22 protein-coding genes and 1 pseudogene are annotated in these 24,953 nt (G+C 39.0%); all 23 read left to right on the top strand.

Features of this window, described 5'->3' with window-relative positions; translation table 11 throughout:
* Positions 1-8 precede the first annotated feature (8 nt).
* The 23 genes and pseudogenes from tssC (at position 9) to AC0VZ5_RS17920 (ending at position 24,953) form a co-directional block, all read left to right on the top strand.
* Positions 9-1,535 (top strand): type VI secretion system contractile sheath large subunit, encoded by a 1,527-nt coding sequence (tssC, locus tag AC0VZ5_RS18030; protein WP_131692235.1) that lies wholly within the window; start codon positions 9-11, stop codon positions 1,533-1,535.
* Positions 1,536-1,537: 2 nt separating this feature from the next.
* Positions 1,538-2,317, top strand: a complete 780-nt coding sequence (locus AC0VZ5_RS18025; RefSeq protein WP_054201391.1) for a type VI secretion system accessory protein TagJ — start codon at positions 1,538-1,540, stop codon at positions 2,315-2,317.
* A 15-nt stretch (positions 2,318-2,332) separates the two neighbouring features.
* A complete protein-coding gene (gene tssE / locus AC0VZ5_RS18020) occupies positions 2,333-2,818 on the top strand; it encodes a type VI secretion system baseplate subunit TssE (RefSeq protein WP_010389371.1) in 486 nt (161 codons plus the stop codon).
* A complete protein-coding gene (gene tssF / locus AC0VZ5_RS18015; protein ID WP_054201390.1) occupies positions 2,815-4,641 on the top strand; it encodes a type VI secretion system baseplate subunit TssF in 1,827 nt (608 codons plus the stop codon). The genes tssE and tssF overlap by 4 nt, the downstream gene beginning before the upstream one ends.
* Positions 4,638-5,627 (top strand): type VI secretion system baseplate subunit TssG, encoded by a 990-nt coding sequence (tssG, locus tag AC0VZ5_RS18010; protein WP_054201389.1) that lies wholly within the window; start codon positions 4,638-4,640, stop codon positions 5,625-5,627. Before tssF ends, tssG begins: the two co-directional genes overlap by 4 nt.
* A 22-nt stretch (positions 5,628-5,649) precedes the next feature.
* Positions 5,650-8,268, top strand: a complete 2,619-nt coding sequence (gene tssH / locus AC0VZ5_RS18005) for a type VI secretion system ATPase TssH (protein WP_475474804.1) — start codon at positions 5,650-5,652, stop codon at positions 8,266-8,268.
* 220 nt (positions 8,269-8,488) lie between these two features.
* Complete coding sequence (locus tag AC0VZ5_RS18000; protein WP_138605861.1) at positions 8,489-8,968, top strand: Hcp family type VI secretion system effector; 480 nt, start codon at positions 8,489-8,491, stop codon at positions 8,966-8,968.
* Between the two features lie 74 nt (positions 8,969-9,042).
* Positions 9,043-10,896 (top strand): type VI secretion system tip protein TssI/VgrG, encoded by a 1,854-nt coding sequence (gene tssI, locus AC0VZ5_RS17995; RefSeq protein WP_055011523.1) that lies wholly within the window; start codon positions 9,043-9,045, stop codon positions 10,894-10,896.
* A complete protein-coding gene (locus AC0VZ5_RS17990) occupies positions 10,896-11,255 on the top strand; it encodes a hypothetical protein (protein WP_138764923.1) in 360 nt (119 codons plus the stop codon). The genes tssI and AC0VZ5_RS17990 overlap by 1 nt, the downstream gene beginning before the upstream one ends.
* 38 nt (positions 11,256-11,293) lie before the next feature.
* Complete coding sequence (locus tag AC0VZ5_RS17985) at positions 11,294-11,584, top strand: PAAR domain-containing protein (RefSeq protein WP_010389361.1); 291 nt, start codon at positions 11,294-11,296, stop codon at positions 11,582-11,584.
* A gap of 2 nt (positions 11,585-11,586) precedes the next feature.
* Positions 11,587-12,612, top strand: coding sequence for a hypothetical protein (locus AC0VZ5_RS17980; RefSeq protein ID WP_475474803.1), 1,026 nt, complete (start codon positions 11,587-11,589; stop codon positions 12,610-12,612).
* Entirely contained in the window at positions 12,609-13,454 is an 846-nt protein-coding gene (locus AC0VZ5_RS17975) for a hypothetical protein (RefSeq protein WP_475474802.1), read from the top strand. The genes AC0VZ5_RS17980 and AC0VZ5_RS17975 overlap by 4 nt, the downstream gene beginning before the upstream one ends.
* The gene (locus tag AC0VZ5_RS17970; protein WP_475474801.1) at positions 13,454-18,181 is read left to right on the top strand and encodes an RHS repeat-associated core domain-containing protein; all 4,728 of its coding nucleotides are present in this window, start codon (positions 13,454-13,456) and stop codon (positions 18,179-18,181) included. Before AC0VZ5_RS17975 ends, AC0VZ5_RS17970 begins: the two co-directional genes overlap by 1 nt.
* A 10-nt stretch (positions 18,182-18,191) precedes the next feature.
* Positions 18,192-19,052, top strand: coding sequence for an immunity 49 family protein (locus tag AC0VZ5_RS17965; RefSeq protein WP_475474800.1), 861 nt, complete (start codon positions 18,192-18,194; stop codon positions 19,050-19,052).
* Between the two features lie 32 nt (positions 19,053-19,084).
* On the top strand, positions 19,085-19,576 hold the full coding sequence (locus AC0VZ5_RS17960) for a DUF6795 domain-containing protein (protein WP_024602676.1): 492 nt from the start codon (positions 19,085-19,087) through the stop codon (positions 19,574-19,576).
* A 17-nt stretch (positions 19,577-19,593) separates the two neighbouring features.
* The gene (locus AC0VZ5_RS17955) at positions 19,594-20,766 is read left to right on the top strand and encodes a lipase family protein (protein ID WP_475474799.1); all 1,173 of its coding nucleotides are present in this window, start codon (positions 19,594-19,596) and stop codon (positions 20,764-20,766) included.
* Between the two features lie 173 nt (positions 20,767-20,939).
* On the top strand, positions 20,940-21,698 hold the full coding sequence (locus AC0VZ5_RS17950; protein WP_475474798.1) for a TraB/GumN family protein: 759 nt from the start codon (positions 20,940-20,942) through the stop codon (positions 21,696-21,698).
* 4 nt (positions 21,699-21,702) lie between these two features.
* Positions 21,703-22,296 carry a hypothetical protein gene (locus AC0VZ5_RS17945; RefSeq protein WP_138594333.1) on the top strand — a complete coding sequence of 198 codons (594 nt, stop codon included), beginning with the start codon at positions 21,703-21,705 and terminating at the stop codon, positions 22,294-22,296.
* Between the two features lie 82 nt (positions 22,297-22,378).
* Positions 22,379-22,503, top strand: a pseudogene (locus AC0VZ5_RS17940) (Mobile element protein); the annotation flags it as partial.
* 90 nt (positions 22,504-22,593) lie between these two features.
* Positions 22,594-22,905 (top strand): hypothetical protein, encoded by a 312-nt coding sequence (locus AC0VZ5_RS17935; RefSeq protein WP_475474797.1) that lies wholly within the window; start codon positions 22,594-22,596, stop codon positions 22,903-22,905.
* 368 nt (positions 22,906-23,273) lie between these two features.
* A complete protein-coding gene (locus tag AC0VZ5_RS17930; RefSeq protein WP_475474796.1) occupies positions 23,274-24,047 on the top strand; it encodes a ChaN family lipoprotein in 774 nt (257 codons plus the stop codon).
* On the top strand, positions 24,041-24,631 hold the full coding sequence (locus AC0VZ5_RS17925; RefSeq protein ID WP_475474795.1) for a hypothetical protein: 591 nt from the start codon (positions 24,041-24,043) through the stop codon (positions 24,629-24,631). Before AC0VZ5_RS17930 ends, AC0VZ5_RS17925 begins: the two co-directional genes overlap by 7 nt.
* Before the next feature lie 55 nt (positions 24,632-24,686).
* Complete coding sequence (locus tag AC0VZ5_RS17920; RefSeq protein ID WP_010389341.1) at positions 24,687-24,953, top strand: hypothetical protein; 267 nt, start codon at positions 24,687-24,689, stop codon at positions 24,951-24,953.

Below are 24,953 nucleotides of genomic sequence, written 5' to 3'. Positions count from 1 at the left end.
GCAATAGAATGAATCACGAAGAGTTTTCATTTATAAATCAAGACTTCACTTTTCAACAAAAGTCACAGTCTCGAATTAGCGATAATGACGCTTTGCTCGATAGGTTTTTAAATGAAAAAAACCTAGATAAAGCGTTATTGTTATGGCTTGAAGGCTCTTCTGATTCTCCCCTTTCTTGGAATAAGGAGTCTTTGAGTCCTTATTTACAACGTGTAATTATTGAACTCGATCAACTTATTTCATCGCAACTCAACCACATAATTCATGCAGATAGCTTTCAACGCTTAGAAGCTAGCTGGCGTAATCTATGGTGGTTATTGTTACAAACAGAGCAACAAGACAAAGAAAAAAAAGTAAAAGTTAAATTGCTCAATTGTGATTGGTCAACGCTCTCAAAAGACGTGAACAAAGCGATTGATTTTGATCAAAGTATGTTTTTTCAGTTACTTTATCAAAACGAGTTTGACAGTGCCGGAGGCGAGCCTTTTGGTATTGTAATTGGTGATTACGAAATCAGTAATGGTTGCTCAGCAGGCACTATTTACAATGATATTGATACTATAAAAGAGGTATCAAGAACGGCAGCGGCTGCATTTTCTCCTTTTATATGTTCGGCTTCGGCTAATTTATTTGGTGCTGATAGCTTTTCTGATTTAGGTTATTACTCTGATTTATTTAATCAGTTTGAACAACCTGAATATATAAAATGGCAAAGTTTTAGAAAAATGGAAGAAGCGCGCTTTATGGGTTTTACGTTGCCTCATGTGTTAGTTAGGCCGCCTTATGTTAATGATGGCAAACGCCATCAAGATTTTTACTTCAAAGAACAAATAAAAAATCCAGAAACAGATATGTTATGGGGCAGTGCAGCGTATCAGTTTGTATCAACAATAATTAGAGCTTACTGCGACAGCGGTTGGTTTGGTCACATTCGTGGTATAGAGCCAGGTAAAGTTTCTAAGGGATTAGTAACAGGGCTTGCTCGTGATAGCTTTGCAAACGATACCTATCAAAAAGAGGCAAAGCCGCCACTTGATTTATTAGTAACCAGTAAGTTTGAAAAGCAATTTTCTGAGCTCGGTTTTATCCCAGCTTCTTCGGTTACAAATACGGAGCATATTGTTTTTTACAGTAATGCATCGGTTCAAAAAACAAAAAATTACGACTCAAGTGCTGCCAATATCAATGCGCGCCTATCGTCTATGTTGCAATACATTTTGTGTGTATCGCGCTTTGCGCACTATTTAAAATTATTAGCCCGCGATCGTGTCGGGTCTTACAGCACAGCACAGGCCTGTGAAAGAGACTTACAAGCGTGGATAAATAACTACACTACTGCATCAGATTCCGCGTCTGAGCATATTAGAAGCAAATATCCACTGAGTAATGCAAAAATAAAAGTAAGTGAAAATAAAGCAAACCCGGGGCATTACTTTTCGGTTTTGCAGTTACAGCCCCACTTTCAGTTAGACCAAATGGTCTCGAGTATTAAGTTAATAACAGAGCTCAGTCCTCATCATAAAATAAAGGAATAATCATGAAAAAAATACACAGTTTAATTCGCGAGGGAAAACTTGCTGATGCTTTATTATGCTGCGCTACCGAGTTGCAAGATGAGCCTTTAAATTTTGACATTAGAAGTATTTATTCTGAATTACTTTGCATTAATGGCGAGCTTGAAAAAGCAGACAAACAACTCGACTTTATGGTGCAAAAGAACCCAGAGTTTGCTGTAGGTGCAGTTAACCTTAGACATTTAATTCGTGCCCAGCAATCGCGCGTAGATTTTTATCAAGGTAAGGGGATTCCTAAACTTTTTCATGAAGCCAATGAGCTAGATACCTTGTTTTTAAAAATGCATGTTGCTTTGCTTGAAGGTGAAACATCTGAAGCAGCCAGTCTTGCACAACAAATGGAAGCGCTTCGCTTGGAGAGTGTTGAAGACGAGCAATCAGCAATTCGAGATTTAGATGATAGCTTAAGTCCTTATTTAGAAGTGCTAGGCACGAATGGCGAGTTTTACCTGGCTAACTTTAATGAAATTGAAACATTAAAAGTAGAACCTGTAACGTCATTATTAGAGGGTATTTGGTTACGCGTTGAAATTACTATTAAAGACGGTCCATCGGGTACCGCTCACTTGCCACTAGTTTACGCAAACTCAAATACAGATCTAGAAAAGCTAGGCCAGGTATCTGATTGGGAAGAACTTCAAGACGAATTTATTATAGGTAAAGGAATGAAAATGTTGTTTGTCAACGATGAAGCCATCACTGTTCCAAACCTTAAAATAAACGTCCTAGAAACAGCTGAGTAAGCATAGTAAATAATTATGATAGAGCATAAGCAGCAGCTTCAAGCATCCATTTTAGATAGGCTCATTGACGATGAGCCAGACTTTCAGGATGCCCCATCTCGTACTGAGGGGATCAGCATTAGTGAGCTGAGAAAAAATGTGCGCAGAGACATAGAAGCGCTGCTAAATGCGCGAATTCAATGGCACACGTGGCCAGCACAATATGCAGAGTTAGCAACATCCTGCTTATCGTATGGTTTACCTGACTTTTCGAGTATGTCGGTGAGCTCTCACGAAGGGCGGGCACTGCTATGTGAAACCGTTAGAAATACAATTTTGAAATTTGAGCCTCGGTTCATTGAAGTTGAGGTATTTACTGACGATGAAGTACCCGTAAATAGAGTATTAAACTTGCGAATAAACGCTTTACTATATGCAGATCCAGAGCCTGAGTTTATTAGCTTTGACTCTGAAGTTGAGCCTGTGAACTTAGGGATGAAGATTATAGAGGCTTCTTTATGAACGATGAGTTATTAAAATATTACAATCGTGAATTGGCGTTTGTTCGTCATATGGGTAAAGACTTCTCTGAAAAATACCCTAAAGTTGCAGGGCGATTAAAGCTAAGCGATGATCATATTGAAGACCCTCATGTATCTAGATTAATTGAATCGTTCGCATTTTTAACGGCTAATATTAGGCAAAAGTTAGATGATAGCTTTCCTGAGCTTACTGATGCTTTATTAGGGCAAATGTTACCTGACTATCAAGCGCCTATTCCTTCAATGTCGGTGGTTAAATTAGAGGCTGAAAACCTCTCAACCACGGGAGTAGTCATTCCAAGAGCGAGTGAAGTTGAAACCAATGTTGAGTCAATGAAGCAATGTAAGTTTCAAACCTGTTATGAAACTTACTTATGGCCTGTTGAAATTACCAGTGCGCAATTTGATAACAGTCCTTTTGTGGCACCAAAACCACGTTGGCATGAGAAAGCAAAGTCAATTTTCAAACTTGAGCTAACCGGTGAATACCCGGGTGTATCACTGGCTGAAACTGGGCTGGAAAAATTACGATTATTTATAAATGGCCAATGGCATCATACGCTTAAAGTGTATGAATTATTGTTTAAGCACGCTATTGGCATTGCTTTTGATAATGGTGATGAGGGAATAAAGTACCTTTCTAAAACTCAACTTAAAGCGGTTGGCTTTGATGCAAATGAAGCGGTTGTACCGTATTCGCAGCGATCAAGTGCCGGCTATCGCTTACTCGTCGAAAATTTTACCTTTCCTGAAAAGTTTCGTTTTTTTGAACTTGAAAATATTCACTCATCGTTGCCTAAAAATTCTAATAAATGCACAGTGTATATTTATCTTGATGCTGAATCTTCAGAGCTTGAAAAGCAAGTAGACAAAGACATGTTCTTGATGGGGTGTACGCCCATAATTAATATGTTTGAACAAGAATTAGAACCTATTCGCCCTGAGCTGAGCGAATACGAATACCAGTTAACGCCGCGTTATATGGACTCTGAGATTTCAGAAGTAATTGGTATTTCAGAAGTAATTGCCTTTGACCATAAGGGAAATAAACAAATAGTTTGTCCGTTTTATGGACAAACCCATCCACGATACCAAGGCCATGATGATTTGTTTTGGCATATCCGCAGAGAAACTGCCTCATGGGCAGGGGGTTATGTTGAGTCAGGCACCGAATCGTTTCTATCATTGGTCGATGCACGATTTGAAAATAGCGCTATGGATTATGCTGAAGGGAACACGGTCCTAACCGTACGTGCTAATTGCAGTAATCGAAACCTCCCTGCAAGCATGCCTTTTGGAGACGATGAGCTAGGCTTATTGATGCCAGAACGCGGCGATGTAATTAAAAAAATTAGGTGTTTAATTCCATTTACTCATGCCGTTAGACCAATATTAGCCGATGCAACTCGTTGGCAATTAGTTAATCATTTAACGCTCGACGCGTTTAGTGGAGATGATGCATGTAATAAGCTTAAAGAAGTGCTACGCCTTTATGACTTTAGAGCATCTCCGCAAACAAAAGGCCTTATTGATAATATTTACCGTGTGGTTGTAGAACCCGCAACGGCTCGTGTTGTGCAAAAAGGGCGAGTAAGCTTTGCAACGGGAAGTGAAATTGAAATTACCTTCGCCAATGATGACTTTTCAGGTAGTGGCATGTTTTTCTTTGCTTCTATCCTCGATCATTTCTTTGCGCAATTTGCAGCAATTAATAGCTTTACTCGCGTTAGTTTAAGGCTAAAAGAACAAGAGCAAGTGTATTACCAATGGCCTGCGCGAGTTGGGGAAAGCCCGTTAATATGATCCAACATATTATTTCTCAAGCGTCACAAGTTGACTTTTATAAAGCAGTTTTCATTATTGAAAACCAGCTGAAAAAGCATGGCTTGGAGTATCGCTATGTAGGGTATGACAGTAGTCCAAAGCAAGAGTTAATTAAGTTTACCGCAACTCAAAAATTTGGTTACCCAGGTAACGCTATCACAAAATTAGAACAAGCAAGCTTTGAAGATGGCTTACATAAAGTCAACATGCAGATCTCTTTTATGGGATTAACGGGTTGTTCGGGCGCTTTGCCTCAATTTTATAGCGAACTGGTGATGCAACGTCTTCGCTATAAAGATACAACCATGCGCGACTTTTACGACATGTTTAATCACCGTTTGGTGTCTTTATATTATCGAGCGTGGAAAAAATATAAACCGTCTTTAAATCATATAAATAAAGATAAAAACAAAGACCCATACACGCAAATATTAGGGCTTTTAAGCGGCGGTTATGATGAACATCAGTTGCACTTTTCAGGCCTTTATAGCCGAAAAATTCGTAATGCTTTTGATTTAAAAAGTGTACTGAGCTCATATCTTGGCTGTGATGTTGTCATTAAACAAATGATAGGTAAGTGGCACGATTTGAAGCCACAAGAGCAAACATGTCTAGCAAGTGAACGCCTTTATGAGGGACAACATGCCCGCTTAGGTGTTGATACGGTAATTGGTAAAAAGATATGGGATATTTCTTCTAATATCGAGATCCATATCAGTACCCGCGATTTTGATAAAGCAAAATCCTTGTTACCTAAAGGCAAGTTATTTGAATTAGCTAAAAAAATTGTCAAAGACTATGCCGGCAATGCTATTTCATTTCGACTTGTTATTGAGTCAGATTTTCAACAACTTGATGCGGTGCAGCTGTCAAAAAGTGAATGCCAACTAGGCGCAAATAGCTTTTTAATGGCGAGTAAAAACACCCCTAAGTTTAACCCTACTAAGTTATCGTTTAAAGGATAATTAAAATTAAAAGGAACAGTGTATGTCAACGATGACATTAAACAAATTAGTTGAGAAACTAAGCCCAGATTGTAGAAAGAGCTTAGAAGCAGCGGTCGCAATTTGTAATAGCCGCAGCCATTTTACGGTTGAATTAGAGCATTGGCTGTTAGCTATGATTGAGCAGCAACTAGACGATGTTAGACTCATATTCGGTGCTTTCGATATTGATATTGATCAGGTAAAGCAAGATTTAAATCAATCATTAGAGTCATTTAAAACGGGCAGTGATTCGTCGCCTAGTCTGTCGGTACATGTTACTACTTTGCTTAGACAATCATGGTTAAGCACCAGTATAGAATTTACTGATGAGCAAATTCGCAGTGCTTACGTTATTTATACGCTTACAAAAGACGATACCTTGTCTAGTTTAGTAACGCGTTGTAGCAAGCTTTTCAATAATATAGAACCTGGACAACTACTACATGCATGGCCTGAAATTGTTGCCCAATCGCAAGAACGTAATACCACCACTGCAAGTGCTACAACACCTGCAAATGGTTCATCTAAAACACCAAGCTTAGATCAATTTACCGTCGATTTAACCGCTCAAGCAAAAGCGGGAAAAATAGACCCAATTTTAGGTCGTGATTTCGAAATACGTCAGATGGTAGATATTTTAACCAGACGTCGTCAAAACAATCCAATCTTAACCGGTGAAGCGGGTGTAGGTAAAACCGCTGTGGTTGAAGGACTTGCCCTAAGGATTGCTCAAAAAGACGTACCTGCAGTTTTACAAAACGTTAAGTTGCACAGCCTAGATTTGGCTTTGCTGCAAGCAGGTGCGGGTATGAAAGGTGAATTTGAAAATCGTTTGAAGTCACTAATTAATGAAGTGAAAAACGCTGTTGATCCTGTGATTCTTTTCATAGATGAAGCTCACACTATGATTGGTAGTGGCGGACAAGCGGGTCAAAATGATGCTGCCAACTTACTTAAGCCTGCTCTAGCGAGAGGGGAGTTACGTACTATTGCAGCAACAACGTGGGCTGAATATAAAAAGTTTTTTGAAAAAGATGCTGCACTAACACGTCGCTTCCAAGTGGTTAAAGTTGAAGAGCCAACACCAGAAAAAGCGGTTGCTATGTTGCGTGGTTTAGTTCCTGTGATGGAAAAACATCATAAAGTGTTTATTTCAGAGCAAGCACTTGAAAGTGCAGTGCATCTATCGCACAGGTACATTACTGCCAGACAACTTCCCGATAAAGCCGTTGCATTGTTAGATACGGCATGTGCTCGTGTTGCTATGAGCCAAGCATCGACACCTAATGCTATTGAGCAGTTAATAAACAGGCTTAGTGAAATTGAAGTGCAAGTTTTAATGTTAAATCGTGAGCAAAAAACTGGTTTAGATCATAGTGAACAATTATCAGCACTTAAATCTGAACTAGTTGAGATTGAACAGCAACTTGAACCATTAAATGAGCAGTTCAAAGTTGAGAAGGATATAGTTGCCGAGTTAAACCAAGCGCTAGAATCGATTAACACCAACGATGCAGACTCTTCAGCTGAAGTACTTGAGCAGCTAAAAGAAAGCAAGCTTAAGCTAGCCTCGTACGAACATAATATGGTGCATTGGCAAGTTGATGAAGAGTTGATTGCACAGGTTATTTCTGATTGGACTGGTATTCCTGTTGGTAAAATGCATGAAGATGAAATTCATGGCATTTTAAATTTAGCTGAGCAAATGAAACAGCGCGTAGTTGGCCAAGATCATGCACTTGAACTTATGGCTAAAGTGGTACAAACCTCCCGTGCGCAGCTAGCAGACGAAAGTCGCCCTAATGGTATATTTATGCTGGCAGGACCAAGCGGTGTTGGTAAAACAGAGACCGCACTTTCACTAGCACAAGAAGTGTATGGCAGTGAAGATAACGTAACAGTTATTAACATGTCTGAGTTTAAAGAAGAGCATAAAGTGTCATTACTACTTGGCTCACCTCCAGGTTATGTTGGTTATGGCGAAGGCGGTATTTTAACCGAAGCAGTAAGAAGAAAACCATACAGTGTAGTGCTACTTGATGAGATGGAAAAAGCCCATCCAGGCGTGCAAGATATTTTCTATCAAGTATTCGATAAAGGTACGATTAAGGACGGCGAAGGTCGCGATATCGACTTTAAAAACACCATCATTATTATGACCTCAAATGTGGGTACTGATACCACAATGAGCTTATTTGAAGATGAAGAAAGTAAGCCGAGTATTAAAGGTTTATTAAAAGCATTACAAGATGATTTATTAGGCGCATTTAAACCCGCATTTTTAGGGCGCATTAATGTTATTCCTTACATTCCGTTAAGTGATGAAATTCTGACCCAAATTGCAGCGCTGCAAATTAGCAAAATAACTAAGCGTGTTAAAAAGCATTATGATGCGCAATTAACGTATAACGATGACGTAATTGAGCACATTATTGCTAATTGTCAAAATGCTGGTTCGGGTGCAAGAAATATTCACACCATATTACAGAATAAAGTACTACCACTATTGTCTGAAATTTTGCTTTCGAGCATGGTTGATGGTGAAAAAGTGACATCTATCTCATTGTTAATTAAGGATAATGAGTTTGATATTGAGCTAACTAAAGTTAATTTAAAATAACCTGTTTTTATGGTTGTTTCTTTAGTTTTAGAGCATTATAATTCATGTGTCTTATATAGAAACATGGAATTTTTGAGACATTGTCTTCATCTAGGGAAAGGAATTCTGAAGACCTTTTCATTGCTGTTTTAGAGATAATGATTTCAAGGAATTTTGGGTAACCAAAGTAAACGAATCCACATAATGGATAATATTGTTTAATAAAAAGGAGCATTATCAAATGCAAGCAAATACATATTTAAAATACGGTTCAATCAAAGGCGAAACTACTGCCGAGTCTTTCAAAGATTTAATTACAGTTTTATCTTTAGATTGGAACGTTAGCCGTGAGATTAGTGCAGCGACTGGTACAGCGATGGACCGTGAATCTAGCTCTACTCGTCTAGGCGATGTGACTATTACTAAACTTCAAGATAAAGCATCTCCGGATCTTTTCAAAGAAGCAACTATTGGTAAAGGTCTACCTGCTATTTTCCATATCACTAAACAAGGTGATAAAGTTGAAGAAATCATGAAAATCGAACTTACAGATGCCATGATCTCTAGCTATTCAGTATCTGTTCAAAACGACCGTCCAATTGAAACAATCACTATCAGCTACACTGAAATGATGATGACTGTTACACCTACTGACGATCAAAACAACATCACTGCACCACTAGTATATGGTTACAGCGGTGTTAAAGGTCAACAAATGTAATATTTGTTACCCGATTGTAGCTCTGGGCTTATGCTCAGAGCTTTTTTTGATCTTCAGGATGGGAAAAGCAAGGAATGCAAAAAGCAACACAAGATAAAAACGTAATTCAAATTAGTACCCCTGTTGGTAAAGACGCCCTTTATTTAACGCGCTTCGTTGCACAAGAAGCCATGTCAGATTTATTTGTTATGTCGGTCAATATGTACACCATAGGCCAACAAATTGCACATGAAGATCTGGTTGGCAAGCCGGTATCGATAAAGGTAAAAAATGCCGAAGGTGGGGGAGAGCGTTATTATCACGGTATTGTGAGTCAGCTTGTTTCTAACGGCAGTCGTACTGCGGACGTTGATGAACAAAAAAATTACATTGATTATCAAGCTACCATTGTGCCTTTTGCCGCTTCTATGCGTAATCGCAAGAACAGCCGCATTTTCCAAAAGAAAACAATAAAAGATATATTTGCTGATTTGTTTGGCCAACACAATGTGGCTTTTTCAGACAAAACCAGTAAAACCTACCCCAAATACGAATACTGTGTGCAATATCAAGAGTCAGATTTTGACTTTATCCAACGCTTATTACAAAGCGAAGGTATTTTTTACTTCTTTGAGCATACAAAGAGCAACCATACATTAGTTTTGGCAGATGATATCACTGCCTATGAAACATGTGGTGAGGCTAAAGTTGTTCATTCAACTGGCCATTTAAGCGAATCTCATGTTTCGCGTTGGCAGGGCGGATTAAGCTTAGCGCCAGGCAGCTTTAAGCGTTTAGGCTACGATTTTAAACAGCCGTCGCGTTACCCTGATGCAGAGCAAGCAAATGCCGAGTTACCCACGCAATCGGTATCAGAAATTTTTGAATATACAGCAGAAGCAGAGTGTCATCCTCGCGCGGCTAATTTGGCATCTGTACAATTAGAGTCACTACAAAGAGACATGAAGCTCTCAAGCGGGCGCAGTGACTGCCGCTCATTTTCTGTTGGTAAACTGTTTAGTTTCAAAAAACATGAAGACCCACGCCTTGAAGGTAAAACCTTTGCTATTACCTCGATGATGACATCGATTGTAGTACCAAACCAATCAGGCGCTGCACAAGCATCAAGTGAAGAAGTGTATTCTAACCACTTTGAATGTGTGCCAAAAGACATTCCATACAGAGCGCAAGTGAGCAAAAAGAAACCGGTTATCAATGGTGTACAAACAGCCATAGTAACGGGTGATAGCGCCGATGAAATTATGATTGACCAATATGGCCGCGTAAAGGTGCAATTTGATTGGGATCGTGAAGGTAAAAAAGATTCTAAAAGTTCATGTTGGATCCGAGTTGCACAAAACTGGGCCGGCAAAAAGTGGGGCGCATTTTTCTTCCCTCGCGTAGGACAAGAAGTTCTGGTTGATTTTATTAATGGCGACCCAGATCAACCTATTATAAGTGGTGCTGTTTATAACGCAGACTTAATGCCTCCGTACGCTTTACCGGGCGAAAAAACGCAAAGCGGTATTAAAACTCGCTCAACTAAAGAAGGTGGAGCAGATAATTTCAATGAGCTGCGCTTTGAGGATAAAAAAGGCAGCGAGCTTGTGTATATGCAAGCCGAAAAAGATAAACAGCTTTACGTTAAAAACGATCAAAACGAAAAAATAGATAACGATCGTAATGTTGAAATTCTTAATAACGACAATCTTAACGTTACAAAAAACCGTATTGCCGAAATGGGTGAAAACGACACCTTAAAAGTAGGTAAAACACTTAATATTGAAGCGGGTGACGAAATAGTGATTAAAACAGGCTCGGCGCAAATTAAAATGAGCAGTAGTGGCAATATCACTATAGAAGGAACAAACATTGATATTAAAGGCAGTAATGTAAAAGTAGATGGCAGTGCCATTACCTTATCTGCTGGTGTAATTAAGTTAAATTAATGATGGAAATAGTCAATAACTTTCAATCAGGATTTAGAAACGGCATTGCAAATAACGGGCACGTTGTTTACTGCCGTTATGGTTTACCGCATTTAGTGTGTTTACCAATAAATAGGCCAGATGATCCATTATTAAGTCCTGCTTTAAGTCATTTAATAGCTATGAATGGCTATTATGCACAGCAGTTTTTTATTCATTTAAGTGATTCACTTAATAGTGAAAATGTAATTTCAAATTTATATCAATATGCAACTCAAAGCACAGTGGCACTTGCAGATCACAGTAAAGATGAGCTAATTGAAGAAATTTCGCTATTAGTAACGACTAACAAGCTACTAATTATTCCACTGTATGAATAGTCTTTCATAAACAAGCAAAGATACGACAAGGAGTCAAAATGGGTAAACCCGCTGCTACAATTGGTCATATGCATGTATGCCCTAAAGTGACCGCTAAAGTGCCACATGTGGGTGGACCTATAGTTGCCGGCTCTGGCAATGTGTTAATAGGTGGCATGCCCGCGGCGCGTAAAGGCGACATGATAGTGTGTATTGGCCCGCCAGATAGCGTAAAAACAGGTTCGGGGAGCGTTAAAATTAATGGCAAACCCGCCGCCAGAATGGGCGACGATAGTGGCCACGGCGGAAAAATCGTTGTGGGCAACCCAACCGTTTTAATTGGTGGTTAACTTTGCTAGCGACCTATTTAAGTGATCATCAAGCACAATTACTACAAATTAGTAACGCTCAATTGTGCCCGTTTACGTGTGTAGGTCATGTTCGCTATTTAAGAAAAACCCTATTAGAAAACTGTTGGGTAAACGCAAAAAACAAAAATCAAAAAAATAATTTTGAATTACCCACCACTGAACAACTAGTCGAAATAATAACTAATACCAAAAACGATGAATTAGTTGCCCAAGCATGCATTGAAGTCATGGCTAACTTGCCACAAAATAAAAATATTATATTTATAAATGAATTGCTTAATCAGCCAGCACTCAGTGCTTTTTTTAAAGTCACTATAAAGAAAGTGGTTATTCAACAGCATAGCTTTAACTTAATTCGGCTATTAAATTTAAACACCTTGTTTTTTGCTTACAGTGCTGATGATGAAATCCCCCCGCAAACCCTGGTCACTATAAATCAAATTACCAGCCTTGCGCAGCACCACGATAGACAGATATTAACGGCTATTTTTGATGCATTAAGTGAGCAAGCCCATCTATCACCCTTAATGTCGTTATTTTTGTTGTCATTAAATTTTGAGCAAGTAAACAGCTTAAGCAATCATGCCAGTAATACCTTATCGGTTGATCAAACACTACATATTTTATTACAAAGCGGTTTTGTAAAACTGATTGTTTTAGCTAATTCTTTATTACAACAGGTAGAGCAACCCGCGTTAATTATTGCGCTAATAAGGCGCATGTTAGGTGATAAACTCGATCAGCTAGTTGAGTACGATATTCAACGACTTGCTTGGCAAGGCGATGAAAGCGCGTTAATAAATTTTCAGCAGCAGTTAAAACATAACTGGCCTAAATATGAAAGCGCCATGTCGAGTTTACGATTGATTGCAGGACACCCTCTTGATGAAGTGCCTAATGCCATTTATTTATCAGCCATGGATAGCTATAGCCAAGGGGTGTTTAACTTATATCGCTATTATCAACACCTCGCTGCCAATAAAGCTCAGGACGAGGTGGTATCATGAGTGCATTTTCAATAGAGATGGTATGCTTTTCTGCCCCAAATATTAGCAGCGTAGATGCATTATTATTTGACGATAACAGTGCTGTTTTTAATGAACTGCAATGGCAGTCTTGGGATGCCTGTGTTTACGATTGCATAATTAAATCTAAAGAATTAATGGCAGAAGTCACAGACAGCACATTGCCGATGATTTGGTTACTTCCAGCGTTATCATTTAAAGATGAGCTAAAACAGTTATTAACTCAGAGCTTACAACAGTTATACCCCGCTCATAGCAATGACCTTATTTTTCATGGTGCAACAGCCGCGCACTCTGCTATAGCTTTGGCTGGTGAAAAAAAATGGCAAAAATTTAATGTAATTGCTTTAGATGCAACCTTTAAAGCAAATAAACAGCAGCAGTTTGTTTATCAAGGTGTAGGTGGCGCGTTGGCTCTAGTTGAAATGGTGCCTTATGGGTGGTCGCAGGTAAGCCATGAAATTGCAGCATCAATTGATTTTAGCAAACATAATCAGCTAGCAGGTATGCTTACGCGATTAGCTGAACAAACAGAGAATAAGATTGATTTAATTTTTGCACCAGGAAATGGGGTAGATGATGATAGTTGGCTAAACAATTTACAGCTACTTACTAGCTTAATTGATGAGCACACATATTACGAACTACCCAATTATAAATTAGGGAAAATAGGCGCACTAGAAGGGTTGGTTAATTTGTACCAATTAACCACAAGCCCTGCAATTGTTGAGCATTTTAGTCATGCATTAATGCTTTCACAGGAGCAAGCTAAGCATCAAGGTGCAGCATCATACTTATGGATAAGTGAGGAAGTACACAGCTAATGCAAAGTAATACCGTTGTTTTACAGGGAATAAGTTACCCAATTTGCCTCGTCGCAGGTAAAGGTTCTGCGCCGTCGGGCTTTGTTGCTGTAGCAGCTAACACGCCGGAAAGTGCCAAAAATCAAATTGCGCAAGTAGGCAGTGCGCTTACTAGCGACGCAGCTAAACGTTTAGACGTTATTAACTTGCTTAACCTTGCAGGAATAAACTGTTCGCGCGGTGCGTCAGCCCGTGAAACCGCGAGTGTATTAACCCAAGCTTTGGTTGCAGGTACTATTAGTTGCTATCATCAAAAAGTTAAATCGGCTATTCAGGTAAGCGATAACACCAATAGCGGCGCAGCAGGTAAAAAGGCAAATAGTAAGAGCAGTTCAACAGCCTCAGGTAAAAGTGCCTCTCAAGCGCCGGCTAAAAACAGTGGCGGTGCAAGTAATAATACCCCAAGTGAAGAACCTATCACCAAACAAGAGTGCCGCTCTGATCCGGTTTCTATGCTTTCGGGTGAAGAAATCTTGCCACTTATTGATTTCACCCTAGCAGGCAGCAAACAATTAATTTGGCGACGCCTATACCGCTCATCGCATGCGGATGTATGCAGTGTGATGGGTAATGGTTGGCGACATGATTTTATGGTGCAGTTAACTGAGCACTATTTACCGCCACCTAAAGTAGGCCCAAAACAAAAGGGCACCTACTGGTTAGAATACCAAGATGAGCATGGCGCTAAACACCGCTTTGAAAAAGTAAAACCGGGGCAATCGAGCTATCAGTTAAGTAGTAATTTGGCGTTGCATTACCAAACTAATGGTAAGCAAGTATTGGTAACCCCAGATGATCAGCATCTTACGTTTAAAGCCGGCGAGAACTCATGGTTGCTCGAAAAAGTTATTAATGAAAAAGGCCAAAGTATTGGTTTTTATTACGATGCTAAAGAGCGCTTGCATCGCGTTGAGGTAAATAAAGCGCGTGGCTGTTTTTTAAAATATAACCCGCAAGGGTTGCTGGCAAACATTTCGGCTTATCGTACAGGTGATAACAACAAGCCAGTATTACTAACGCCGTTACTTGCGCAATATGATTATGATGAAAACAAAAACCTCGTTCGCGCGACCAATCAACAAGGTGAAACAGAGCATTATGGCTATAACGCCGCTAATTTATTAACAAAGCGTACCCGTGCCAGTGGTTTTAGCCATCATTTTGAATGGGACAGTTACTCATCAAGTGCTAAGTGTATAAAACAGTGGGGCGATAACAACACCTATACGTATCAGTTTGAATATAATTTAAACGCTGGTGAAACAACCTGTATAGATTCGCGTGGTCATAAAGAGCACTTTGTACATAACGCGCAAGGTAAGTTAGTTAAGCACACCGATCCAAATGGTAATGTGTGGCAATACGGCTATAACGCACAAGGCCAAAAAATAACGGAAATAAAGCCAGATAGTAGTGAAATAAAATACAGCTATACCCCTTATGGTCAGTTAGAATCAATAACCCAGCCAGATGGCAGTGTCACAAAATTTGCTTACAACCAATTGGGTCAGCGTGTATTAACCACTTTGCCTGACGGCCAAACAGTAACACGTAAATACAGCGTGGCGGGTTTGCTGCAAAGTGAAACCTTTGGCGACGGTCGCACCGTACTTTACAGCTATGACAAATTTGGCCAGCTAACCCAACACATAAATAAAGATGGTCAAGTCACTAAATTTGTATGGAACGAGCAAGGCGAGCTTTTAGCCAAACACCATAACGATGAGCTTATTCGTTATAGCTACGACAGTTTAGGCCGTGTAAATGCCACCATTAATAACGCAGGTTTGCTGACTCAATATAAATACAATGAGCACGGTCAGCTTGCGCAAACTATTGCCTTTGACGAAAAAGACCCCGAGAACAAACAGCATCAACATTTTAGTTACGATGATGCAGGGCGGTTAATTAGCTCGCAAAACAGTAAGGGTGATACCACCGAGCAACACTTTGAAGGGCTAAGCCAGCCACATTGTGTTATTCAGCCCGATGGCAGTGCACTGCATTTAACTTACGATAAAGAGCGCAACCTAACCGCTATTGAGCGCAGCGACGGCCATGTATACCGCATAAGCTATGACGCTAACGAAAACCCAACTCAAGTAACTGGGTTTGACGGTACGCTACAGCAATATAAATACGATGCTTGCAACCGCTTAACCTCGGTTACACAAAGTGATAAACGCCATGTAAAAATAGAGCGTGATAAATTAGGCCGCGTAACTGCGCAGCATGCAAGTTTGGCAACCGATACTCACATCGTTAATAACGCCAATTACTACAGCTATAACCTGCAAGGTAAAATTACCCGTGCGCATAATGCACAATCAACTTTAAAGCAGCAGTTTGATAAAGGCGGGCGGTTACTGCGTGCTGAGCAAGTACATAATCAGCAACAAGCGCATACCTTAAAATACAGTTACGACGACTACGGCAGAAGGCAATCACTGACCTTGCCAGATTCAAGTACGCTTAAATATAGCTACAATAAATTTGGTCAGCTAAGTGCTATTCACTTACAGCAAGCCAATAGCACAGCTGTTGAACTTGCAGCGCTTAGCTATGACAGTCAAGGTAATATTCAAACGCAAAAGTTTGGTAATGATATAACCCTTACTCAACAGTTTGATGTATTTAACCGCTTAACACAGCAGCAGTTAACTCATCCTGCGCAAGCACTATTTGATACCTGTACGTACAACTACGACAGCATCAACCAGTTGATTACGCGTAAAGAGCAAGGCGTTAGTAGCCATAATATTAATTTTGAGTACAACAGCCTAGGCCAGTTAATTCAACAAAATCTAGCCAGTTCTGAAGCTGATACAACCACCCAATACCAGTGGGATAGTTTTGGTAACCCAGTTAGCCAATCAAAAATTCAAAATACCGAGTTAGCCGAGCAGCAGACTACTCAGCACAATGATGATAGCGATGCCAGCAATAAGGTTGAAAGTAATCAGTCAGAAAGCACAAATCACGTGCTTCACAGTGAGTACAGTGATTCAAGTGTAGCAACCGCAGCCAGTGACTTAAGTGAAGGCAATGGGGTGATAAGCAGTGCCACAGAAGCTGACCGTTTAACCCATTTCGGCGACAGCGACTTTCATTACGATGAATTTGGTAACCAAATACGCGAAACAGGTAAAGGCATAAAAACCCGTCGTGAATACAACGCGTTTAATCAGCTAAGTTGCTTTAATAACAACGGCACGCTTACTCAATACGACTACGACCCACTCGGGCGTCGTATCGCCAAGCACACCGAGCACGGTAAAATTGACTACATTTGGGATAACGACCAGTTAATTGGCGAATACCAACACGGTGAATATATCTGGTATATCAACCTACCAAATCACTTTCACCCAGTCGCGTTAATTAAAAAAGGTGAGGTGTACTATTACCACCTAGACCAACTTAATACCCCACGTTTTGTAACCAACAACAAAGCAGAAGTGGTATGGGAAAACGAAGCCGATGTGTATGGTTATGAAGAGCCAGAAGCCGAGTCTGACTTTAATAAAGAAAACAGCTTTACTCAGCCAATCCGTTTCCAAGGGCAATACCTAGATGAGGAAAGCGGCTTACATTACAACCGCTACCGTTATTATAGCCCCAAACAACAACGCTTTATAAACCAAGATCCGATTGGCTTAGTGGGTGGGATAAACCATTACCAATATGCGCCGAATCCGGTTAATTGGGTGGATCCGTTTGGGTTGTTGTGTAAAGAGGGTGTGAAAAAGCTTTCTAAGATGATAGGCGACATCGTTGATCCAGCAACAAAAGCCAAAATATTAAAAATTGCTGAAGACAGTTCTCCAGCAGATGCCAGAACGGGTAATATTAAAGTAACAAGACCTAATGGTGAAAACAGACTTGAGCATGAATACAGTATCGAATCTATGGATGTTGATAACGGTAAAATTACTTTAACACGAGAAGTAGGCGATAAAGTGATTGAAACTACGATGAGCATTGAACAGTTTGTTGGTGGGCATGTTATTGATGGCAAAGTGGTAAATGAAGAATGGTCTCGTGAAACAGGAACGTTGACTGAGAATGAGTTAAAACTTAACAAAGCAACTAAAAAGGCAGGCAGTAAACGGACTGTTTATTCTCTTCCTGTAACGTTGAAAGAGAATGTAGATACTCGTGATGAGGAAATGGTCGAACGAGATAAACACAAGGCAAAAGCTTCACCAGAAGAAACACAACGTTATAACGACCAAATACCAAAGATTAACAATGAATCAGCCAAAATTGGCGAAAAGGCTGCTGATGCAGCGATTAAAACACAATACCCTGGTTATACTCGTATTCATCCAACGAGCTTAGATAGTTCTACATCGGTAAAGGGTAACTTTGATATGGTTTATGAAAATGCTGATGGTGAAGTCATTATTGTTGAAGCCAAGGGGGGCAGTAGCCCATTAGGTAAAATGAAAATTGGTGATGAATATTATCAACAAGGCACAACGAAGTATGCAAAAGCCATTACTAAAAATATGGCAGGTAGTGAGAAAGAGTCTGAATTAGATGCAGCTGAGGCAATTTACAACGCTGGAAAAAAGAATAAAAAGATTCAATATTTACACGTTAAGACGCCCATAACTAAAACAGAGAATGGCTCGCTCGTCGGCAGTGTTGAAACTACCGAGTTCGATATTGAAAAAATAACATAGTAGGTTATATATGATTATAAATCGCAATTACATTCCAAAATTTGAAAAAATATCTCTTAAAAGACGTTTAAAGCGATTAAAACAAGCTTATGAAGAAATTGCAGAAGACATTGAAATTAAAAGAGACAATTTATTAATGATATCAGAGGATATGGTTAACCTAGCTCGCTGGTTGACTTGGGAAGTTCAAACTCCCGAGATAGAAAAAGAGTCAGCAACAGCGTTACGATATGCATCAAAAATGTACGCCGCGTTCTTAAAGCTTGCAGAGCAGCCAGAGCAAGAGCAAACCTTTAAAATATATAATTTACCTGAAGTAACGTGGAATGGTAAAGGTATGTTAGAAAACGGTTATGCAGCTCCATCAGAATGGATTGATGCCTATTTTTTAGCGGTGATTACTCGCGATACTGAAAGTATGGATAGCTTGGCAAATTTCCCTATAGAAACTATGAAACAAAGTGCGACACAAGCAGGCCCCGTTTCTTATAAGCTCGTTGAAGTTTTTCAAGCTTACCACCATCATCAAGCCGATTACCCAAAATTGCTTGACGAGTGTATGGGAATGGCTGTTAAGCAAAATGATGACTGGGCGATATATATTGCTTTCGGATACCTAGAAACGCTAGCTGCTTTATCACCAGCAACTTTTGATGTTGGTTGTGATTTTAATGAAGCACTTGCCAAAAACGTACAAGCGCAAGAGCGCTATCACATTTATGAGGCAGGTCCAGATCATGCCCCTGTAGATTCGTTCTTACCCCTGCAATTACTCGGCATGGCGTGCATGTGGCACGATATGGGTAATGAGGTAACGGTTGAAAGTGATTCACTTCCTCGCTTTTTAATTAATGGTACTTATTTTAAATAATTAGAAATATAGGTAAGGAGGCCCAAACCACTATGTTTGGTTTAATAAAAAAATACAGTGTACACATGTGCTCTGAAGTTAAAGGGGTTATTACTTTAAACGGTAATCCAGTTGAAGGTGTTTTAATTAATCGCAGTCTGGAATTTGCACACAAAGTTGAAAAAGAAGATCAGGTAATAACAGCTCCTGATGGTTCATTTTATTTACCTGAAGTCGTTATTGAATCAAAAATACCCGGTGATATGTTCTCGCATGAGGTTACTTATCAAACTATTACTGCTGTATATGCTGATAAAAAATACAAACTTTGGGGTTCAAAGCTAAGCGGAATAAGTGAGCCTAGTGAATACAAACAAAAGCTGAGCAGTTTAAATGCTGATTTAGATTCTACAGAAGTAAACTTTGTTTTTCCTAATCATGAAAATCCAAATTTGGAGTTTGATGGTTCAAGTATTTGTAGATGGGAACATGATTTTGAAATTTATGAGATAGAAGATAGCGAAGATTACTTTAAAGATTTTTAAATAGAAAAGGAATTTACATGAATATTTTATCGCCAAGTGTAGCGGCACAATTAGCTGAATTCGCATATGACAGTATTGCAGCGGTATCAAAGAGCTCATCAAATATAGAGCCGAGTAGAATAATAAGTAAGCACTTTGTGTTTGATTCAAAAAAATCTGCTTTTACTGGAATTTCAGGTACTGTGGCTGAACACGTGCTAAATCATGCAACGGGTTTTGGTTTTTTTGGAATTGGTTCTAAAGAAGGCGCTCATAAAGGTGAAGTTGTACTAACTTTTCGTGGTACAGCAGGCATTGCTGATACTTTGACGGATTTACATTGTGGTTTAACTGTTGGGCCAAATTATAAAGCAGTTCATGCTGGGTTTAACCGTACTTTTGAGTCTATCAAACCTCAGTTAAAAGCTATATTGAGTAAGGTAGGTGGTCGCCCCGTTCATTGTGTTGGCCATAGTCTTGGTGGGGCATTAGCAACGCTAGCAGCAAATTGGATTAAAGCGCAATATAAAGTGCCTGTAAAATTATACACTTTTGGTTCTCCAAGAGTTGGTCATAACCCTTTTGCTATTCAAAGTGAAACCAGCCTAAATGGAATTTATAGGGCAGTACACCGAAGTGACCCTGTACCTATGGTTCCTGTTTGGCCATTTGTTCATGCAGGGAATGAGTACAGAATAAGCACATGCGTATCACTTACAGGTGCTGCACATAAAATGGCGGGAAATGCGCCTGGGTATATCAATACCGCATCACGTTATCATGATTATAAGAGCATGGAAAAGGGCTCTTTATCTAACTTAACGATGACACGTCTAAAATACAACAATCGCCACCATGCTTCTTTTAATGCTCATTGGGCTGAAAAAATAACGAGCGCTTTACTAACGTTACTAAGAGAAAGTGGCAAAATCACCAGTATTCTTGCTCAAGGTGTGGTTGCTGGAACGCTAACTATTTATGATGCTTTAGCTCGTAGCCTCGTTGAAATATCTAAAATGTCATCTAAATATGCTGAAGATTGTCAGGGGTTATTAGGGCATATTCTTAACTTTGTTGGGAAGCCTGGCGTGATAGCTGTTGATTATACATACGCGCAAGCTAAGCGAATTTTGTATTGGATGTTAGAAAAACTAAATCAGGTAGTGATTGCAGCTGTAAAAGTATCTCCTTACATGGGTATTGGATACTAACATTGCTTTAAAGGCTCAGATAACTTCTGAGCCACTTAAATAATAAATAAGATTAGCTATAAAGAATTGAAAGAAACCTATTTCAATTTGTTGAAATTTAAAAACCTCTAGTTATTGTTTTTACTCACTTCGAAAGTAGCTGTAATCACATAAATAAAAAACAAGGATAGGTAATGAATAAAATAAACACGGATGTAAATTACAGAACAATGGCCGGCAATGCGCGTTTAGTTATTATTGCCGAGTCGAGCCATAACCCAGTATCTTATAAATATGAGGCTATAAAGGCCTTAAAACAGCTTAAGGCTGCTGGTTTCACTCATTTTGCAATGGAAATGCTACCTACAAGAATAAAAGACAAAATAGATTTTTATCAGCGGACTGGTAAGGGGTTTGACGTAATCAAGCAGCACTTCAAATCAAAATGGAATTGGACTAATGCTTCAAGCACAGGATATGGGGAGTTAGTAAAAGCGGCTAATTCTCTAGGGATGAAAATTGTTCCTTTAGATATGCCTATTGAAATGATGGATGAGATTGACGGGCTTTGTAATTGGGAGCAAGCAGACACAGGTTCATGTACTGACTCTCATATCGAACGAAACCATATGTGGGCAGATATTTTAAATAAAAATTTAAAGTTAGAAGAAGGCTCTCGAATTGTTGCATTTATGCATAGGTATCATGCGTTTCATGCTGGCAATAAGCATATTGGAATTGACTCTATTATGTTAAATTCAAAAGTTAGTCGTATCAGTATCATAGAGTACATCGGTGGATCTACCTGTATTGACAATGGTGTTTGTAAGGGGGAGGGTGATGTCGATAAACCATTAAGGGAAACTTATTTTTATAGGAAAGGAACGTATATACCTTCGTCTTTACCTTCTTACACAGTTCATATTCCTGAAAAAGCCATTTTAAGGAAATGATAATATGGCTAAAATTTTATTAATATTGATTCTTATAGCGCCTTCCATTAATGCCGCAGGGCCTCGATGGGATAATTCAATAGATATAAACGCTCCTGATTTAACTGTATCAGCTGCCGCAGAGCAGTGCCATAAAAGCTTAATTAACGCGCCTGAGTATCTCGAAGAGTGGTGTGAAAAAGCTTATGAAATGGGATACTGGAAGGCACTGGTTACACTAAGCCTTCATAATGGAGATGGAACTCGATTATTAAAGGAGGCCAAAAAGCGGGTTGCGGCAAAAGAGCCAAAAGCTTATTCAACTTTAGCTTGGTTATATGGCAGTGGTATGTTTGTGGAGCAAGATATTAATTATGCTATTTCCCTTTACAAAGAATTTTTAGCATTAGATGCAGAATTGCCAAATTCGTTAGTTGCGGCTGCGCACTTTAAGTTAGCAAACTTATATGAATCGCAGCAGAATTGGCTTGCAGTAAATGAGCATGCACAATATGTTATTGACCACAGCCCTTTAGCTTATGATAAAGAACGAGCTGTTGATTTGATAGAGTTAGCTAAAAAAGAAATTTTGATTAAGAATAAATCATTGAATGAATAGACTAGACACCCATTCTGATTTTGCAGTTTAGTAAACAAAGTACTACCACTTTATATAGCGTTTCGTTCGGCGTGCATTTTGTATGGTGATGAGCTTTCTACAGGTCAACCTCAATTATCGCAGAGGCTGAGTTGAAGATAAGTTGCTTAAGCTCGAAAGGTGTTTTGTATTGATGTATGTGTTTACGCAGTTTTGAGTAACCACACTCAACACGCAGAGATAACTATAAGATTAAAGTTGTAATGAAATATGTAAGTCGATGCGCTTATCTAAGCGAGCTAATATAGAGGGAATGATTTGTTTTTTAGTGATAAGCAAAAAAATAAATTGGAATTTTATGCACTTGTATATGTAATCTCGTTTTTATTGCCATTTCCCGCTTCGCTATATTCTGTTGCATTATCTCAATTAGGTGGTGTAGCACTTTGGCTGATTGGCTCAATAACATATATGATTGTTTACCTGCGAGTCGTGTCAGAATTACCAAAAGAGGATAGGTATTTTGTTACATGGGGTCAAGCAAGCTATTTTCCTCAACTGCTTTTTAAAGTAGCCCCTGTATTAATATTTATACTTTTATGCTTGTGTTGGGAAGTTTTTAGTGTTTAAAAACGAAGAGGTGTTTTTATTATTTCCCCCATGGAAGCTTTTACGTAGGTTCTTATTAGTAACGGTTATCTTACTTATAGGAACTGTTTATTCAGGCATGACATTGTTAACACAGTACTTTGATACAAGTCCTGAGTGTCTGTTGGGTATTTTGTTTTCCGTTGGAATTATGTTTTGCCTTTTAAACTTTAAAGTTAGTCAAGGCTCTTTTCTATGTGCAAGGTTATTGAAATACGATGCTCTATTTTTAGCTTTTATTTGCAATGAGCTATGAATATGCAGTTCCTCCTTACAGCTCTGAAAATAATAACGCTATTGAGTTTTATAAATGGTGTTTTGAAAATTTAAATAAAGAACAAGGATAGGTAATGAATAAAATAAACACGGATGTAAATTACAGAACAATGGCGGGCAATGCGCGTTTAGTGATGCTTGGCGAATCGAGCCATAATACCGCTGGCTATAAATATGAAGCTATTAAAGCCCTAAAGCAGCTTAAAGGAGCAGGGTTTACTCATTTTGCGATGGAGATGTTGCCACGATCTATGCAAGAAAAAATTGAGTTTTACCAACGTACGGGTAAAGGCTTTAGAGAAATTCAACAATACTTCGATGAAAACTGGGCTTGGGGTTATTTAGTTCCTAAAGCTTATGGTGAGTTAGTAAAAGCTGCTAGAGATATTGGCTTAAAAATTATTGCCTTAGATATTTCGCAAGAAATGATGGAGGTTATGGATAAGGAGTGCTCTTATGATCAATATGTTGGAGGGGACTGTTTGAGCACGCACACGCGTCGTAATAAAATATGGGCTGATAATATAGCGGGTGTTTTAAATCAATCGAAGGCAAATCGTATCGTTGCTTTTATGCATCGATGGCATGCTGTACAGGCTTCAAACTACGAGCCTGGTTTAGATACCCTAATGCCAATTAGGGGAATCAATAGCATTAGATTTATAGATTTTATAGGGGGTATTGCTTGTCTATCTCAAAGGCGTTGTGAAGGCGATTCAACTGAAATAAAAACTCTCAAGCAGCAATATTTTTATCGTGAAGGTTTCCCTTCTAAACATTTAGTTAAAACATTTCAAGTTCATATTCCTGAACAAAGAGTCAATTCTGATGGAACTCTCAAATGGTAAAAAGAATATTTATAGCTTTGTTTGTTCTTAGCACAATCACTGCTCAAGTTCAGGCTAAGTCTTTATCAAAGACTTTATGGCCAGATCTTGATATCAACAATCCTGACTTGTCTAAAAGTACAGTGATGCTTCAATGTCAAAAAAGCTTAATGTACGCGCCTAGACAGCTTGAGAAGTGGTGCGAAAAAGCTTACGACATGGGTGAGTATGAAGCATTACTTTTTATTGGCCATCATACTGGGGACGGCTCCCGTTATGTTAATGAGTTAAAGCGCCGTGTGCTGAAAAATGAAAATTTGGCTATTCGCAGACTTGCATGGCTTTATGATGGTGGTTTGTTTGTTGAGGAAGATTTAAAGGAAGCCGCACGTTTATATGAGCTTTTTTTAACTCAGGCAGAAGAGCCCTATCCAATCCTGTTAAGGTCGATTCATTACGATTTAGCAAAAATCTATACTAAGCTTGAAGATTGGCCAAATGTTATTATTAATGCGCAATATGTGATAGATCAAAAGCTAGACGATGGCTCTGATACTTTAGCTAAAACATTAAAAGAAAATGCCGTAGCAGCAATGAACAATTAAATATCAAATCCAAAAAGGAGCTATAAACGCCAAATTAAGGCGTTAAAGAATTATTATGGAACAACAACACCAACAAACACTAACCAACCTTGTATACGATATTTACGAGGATCCAACCAAAATTGAAGAGCATCAAGAGCTTATTCAACCATTATTGAGCGATTTAGTCGCAACTGCGCCTGCGGGTTTTGAAGGCATGGCGACGATGATCAATACTCATATTTCAAACGGGTTTAAGTTTAAAAACCCTAAAATACAAAAGTTTGAGCTTGAGTCGGGCTTATTAAAGCTTAAAACCTACCTGCAAAAAATAAACCTTTAA

The sequence above is a fragment of the Pseudoalteromonas sp. QJM3NY_12 genome, from assembly GCF_056173165.1.
This window is presented reverse-complemented; position numbering and strand designations above follow the sequence as displayed.

Excerpts from the sequence above, each read along its gene's own strand:
- tssC (WP_131692235.1), top strand. The coding sequence starts at position 9 with ATGAATCACGAAGAGTTTTCATTTATAAATCAAGACTTCACTTTTCAA.
- AC0VZ5_RS18025 (WP_054201391.1), top strand. The coding sequence starts at position 1,538 with ATGAAAAAAATACACAGTTTAATTCGCGAGGGAAAACTTGCTGATGCT.
- tssE (WP_010389371.1), top strand. The coding sequence starts at position 2,333 with ATGATAGAGCATAAGCAGCAGCTTCAAGCATCCATTTTAGATAGGCTC.
- tssF (WP_054201390.1), top strand. The coding sequence starts at position 2,815 with ATGAACGATGAGTTATTAAAATATTACAATCGTGAATTGGCGTTTGTT.
- tssG (WP_054201389.1), top strand. The coding sequence starts at position 4,638 with ATGATCCAACATATTATTTCTCAAGCGTCACAAGTTGACTTTTATAAA.
- tssH (WP_475474804.1), top strand. The coding sequence starts at position 5,650 with ATGTCAACGATGACATTAAACAAATTAGTTGAGAAACTAAGCCCAGAT.
- AC0VZ5_RS18000 (WP_138605861.1), top strand. The coding sequence starts at position 8,489 with ATGCAAGCAAATACATATTTAAAATACGGTTCAATCAAAGGCGAAACT.
- tssI (WP_055011523.1), top strand. The coding sequence starts at position 9,043 with ATGCAAAAAGCAACACAAGATAAAAACGTAATTCAAATTAGTACCCCT.
- AC0VZ5_RS17990 (WP_138764923.1), top strand. The coding sequence starts at position 10,896 with ATGATGGAAATAGTCAATAACTTTCAATCAGGATTTAGAAACGGCATT.
- AC0VZ5_RS17985 (WP_010389361.1), top strand. The coding sequence starts at position 11,294 with ATGGGTAAACCCGCTGCTACAATTGGTCATATGCATGTATGCCCTAAA.
- AC0VZ5_RS17975 (WP_475474802.1), top strand. The coding sequence starts at position 12,609 with ATGAGTGCATTTTCAATAGAGATGGTATGCTTTTCTGCCCCAAATATT.
- AC0VZ5_RS17970 (WP_475474801.1), top strand. The coding sequence starts at position 13,454 with ATGCAAAGTAATACCGTTGTTTTACAGGGAATAAGTTACCCAATTTGC.
- AC0VZ5_RS17965 (WP_475474800.1), top strand. The coding sequence starts at position 18,192 with ATGATTATAAATCGCAATTACATTCCAAAATTTGAAAAAATATCTCTT.
- AC0VZ5_RS17960 (WP_024602676.1), top strand. The coding sequence starts at position 19,085 with ATGTTTGGTTTAATAAAAAAATACAGTGTACACATGTGCTCTGAAGTT.
- AC0VZ5_RS17955 (WP_475474799.1), top strand. The coding sequence starts at position 19,594 with ATGAATATTTTATCGCCAAGTGTAGCGGCACAATTAGCTGAATTCGCA.
- AC0VZ5_RS17950 (WP_475474798.1), top strand. The coding sequence starts at position 20,940 with ATGAATAAAATAAACACGGATGTAAATTACAGAACAATGGCCGGCAAT.
- AC0VZ5_RS17945 (WP_138594333.1), top strand. The coding sequence starts at position 21,703 with ATGGCTAAAATTTTATTAATATTGATTCTTATAGCGCCTTCCATTAAT.
- AC0VZ5_RS17930 (WP_475474796.1), top strand. The coding sequence starts at position 23,274 with ATGAATAAAATAAACACGGATGTAAATTACAGAACAATGGCGGGCAAT.
- AC0VZ5_RS17925 (WP_475474795.1), top strand. The coding sequence starts at position 24,041 with ATGGTAAAAAGAATATTTATAGCTTTGTTTGTTCTTAGCACAATCACT.
- AC0VZ5_RS17920 (WP_010389341.1), top strand. The coding sequence starts at position 24,687 with ATGGAACAACAACACCAACAAACACTAACCAACCTTGTATACGATATT.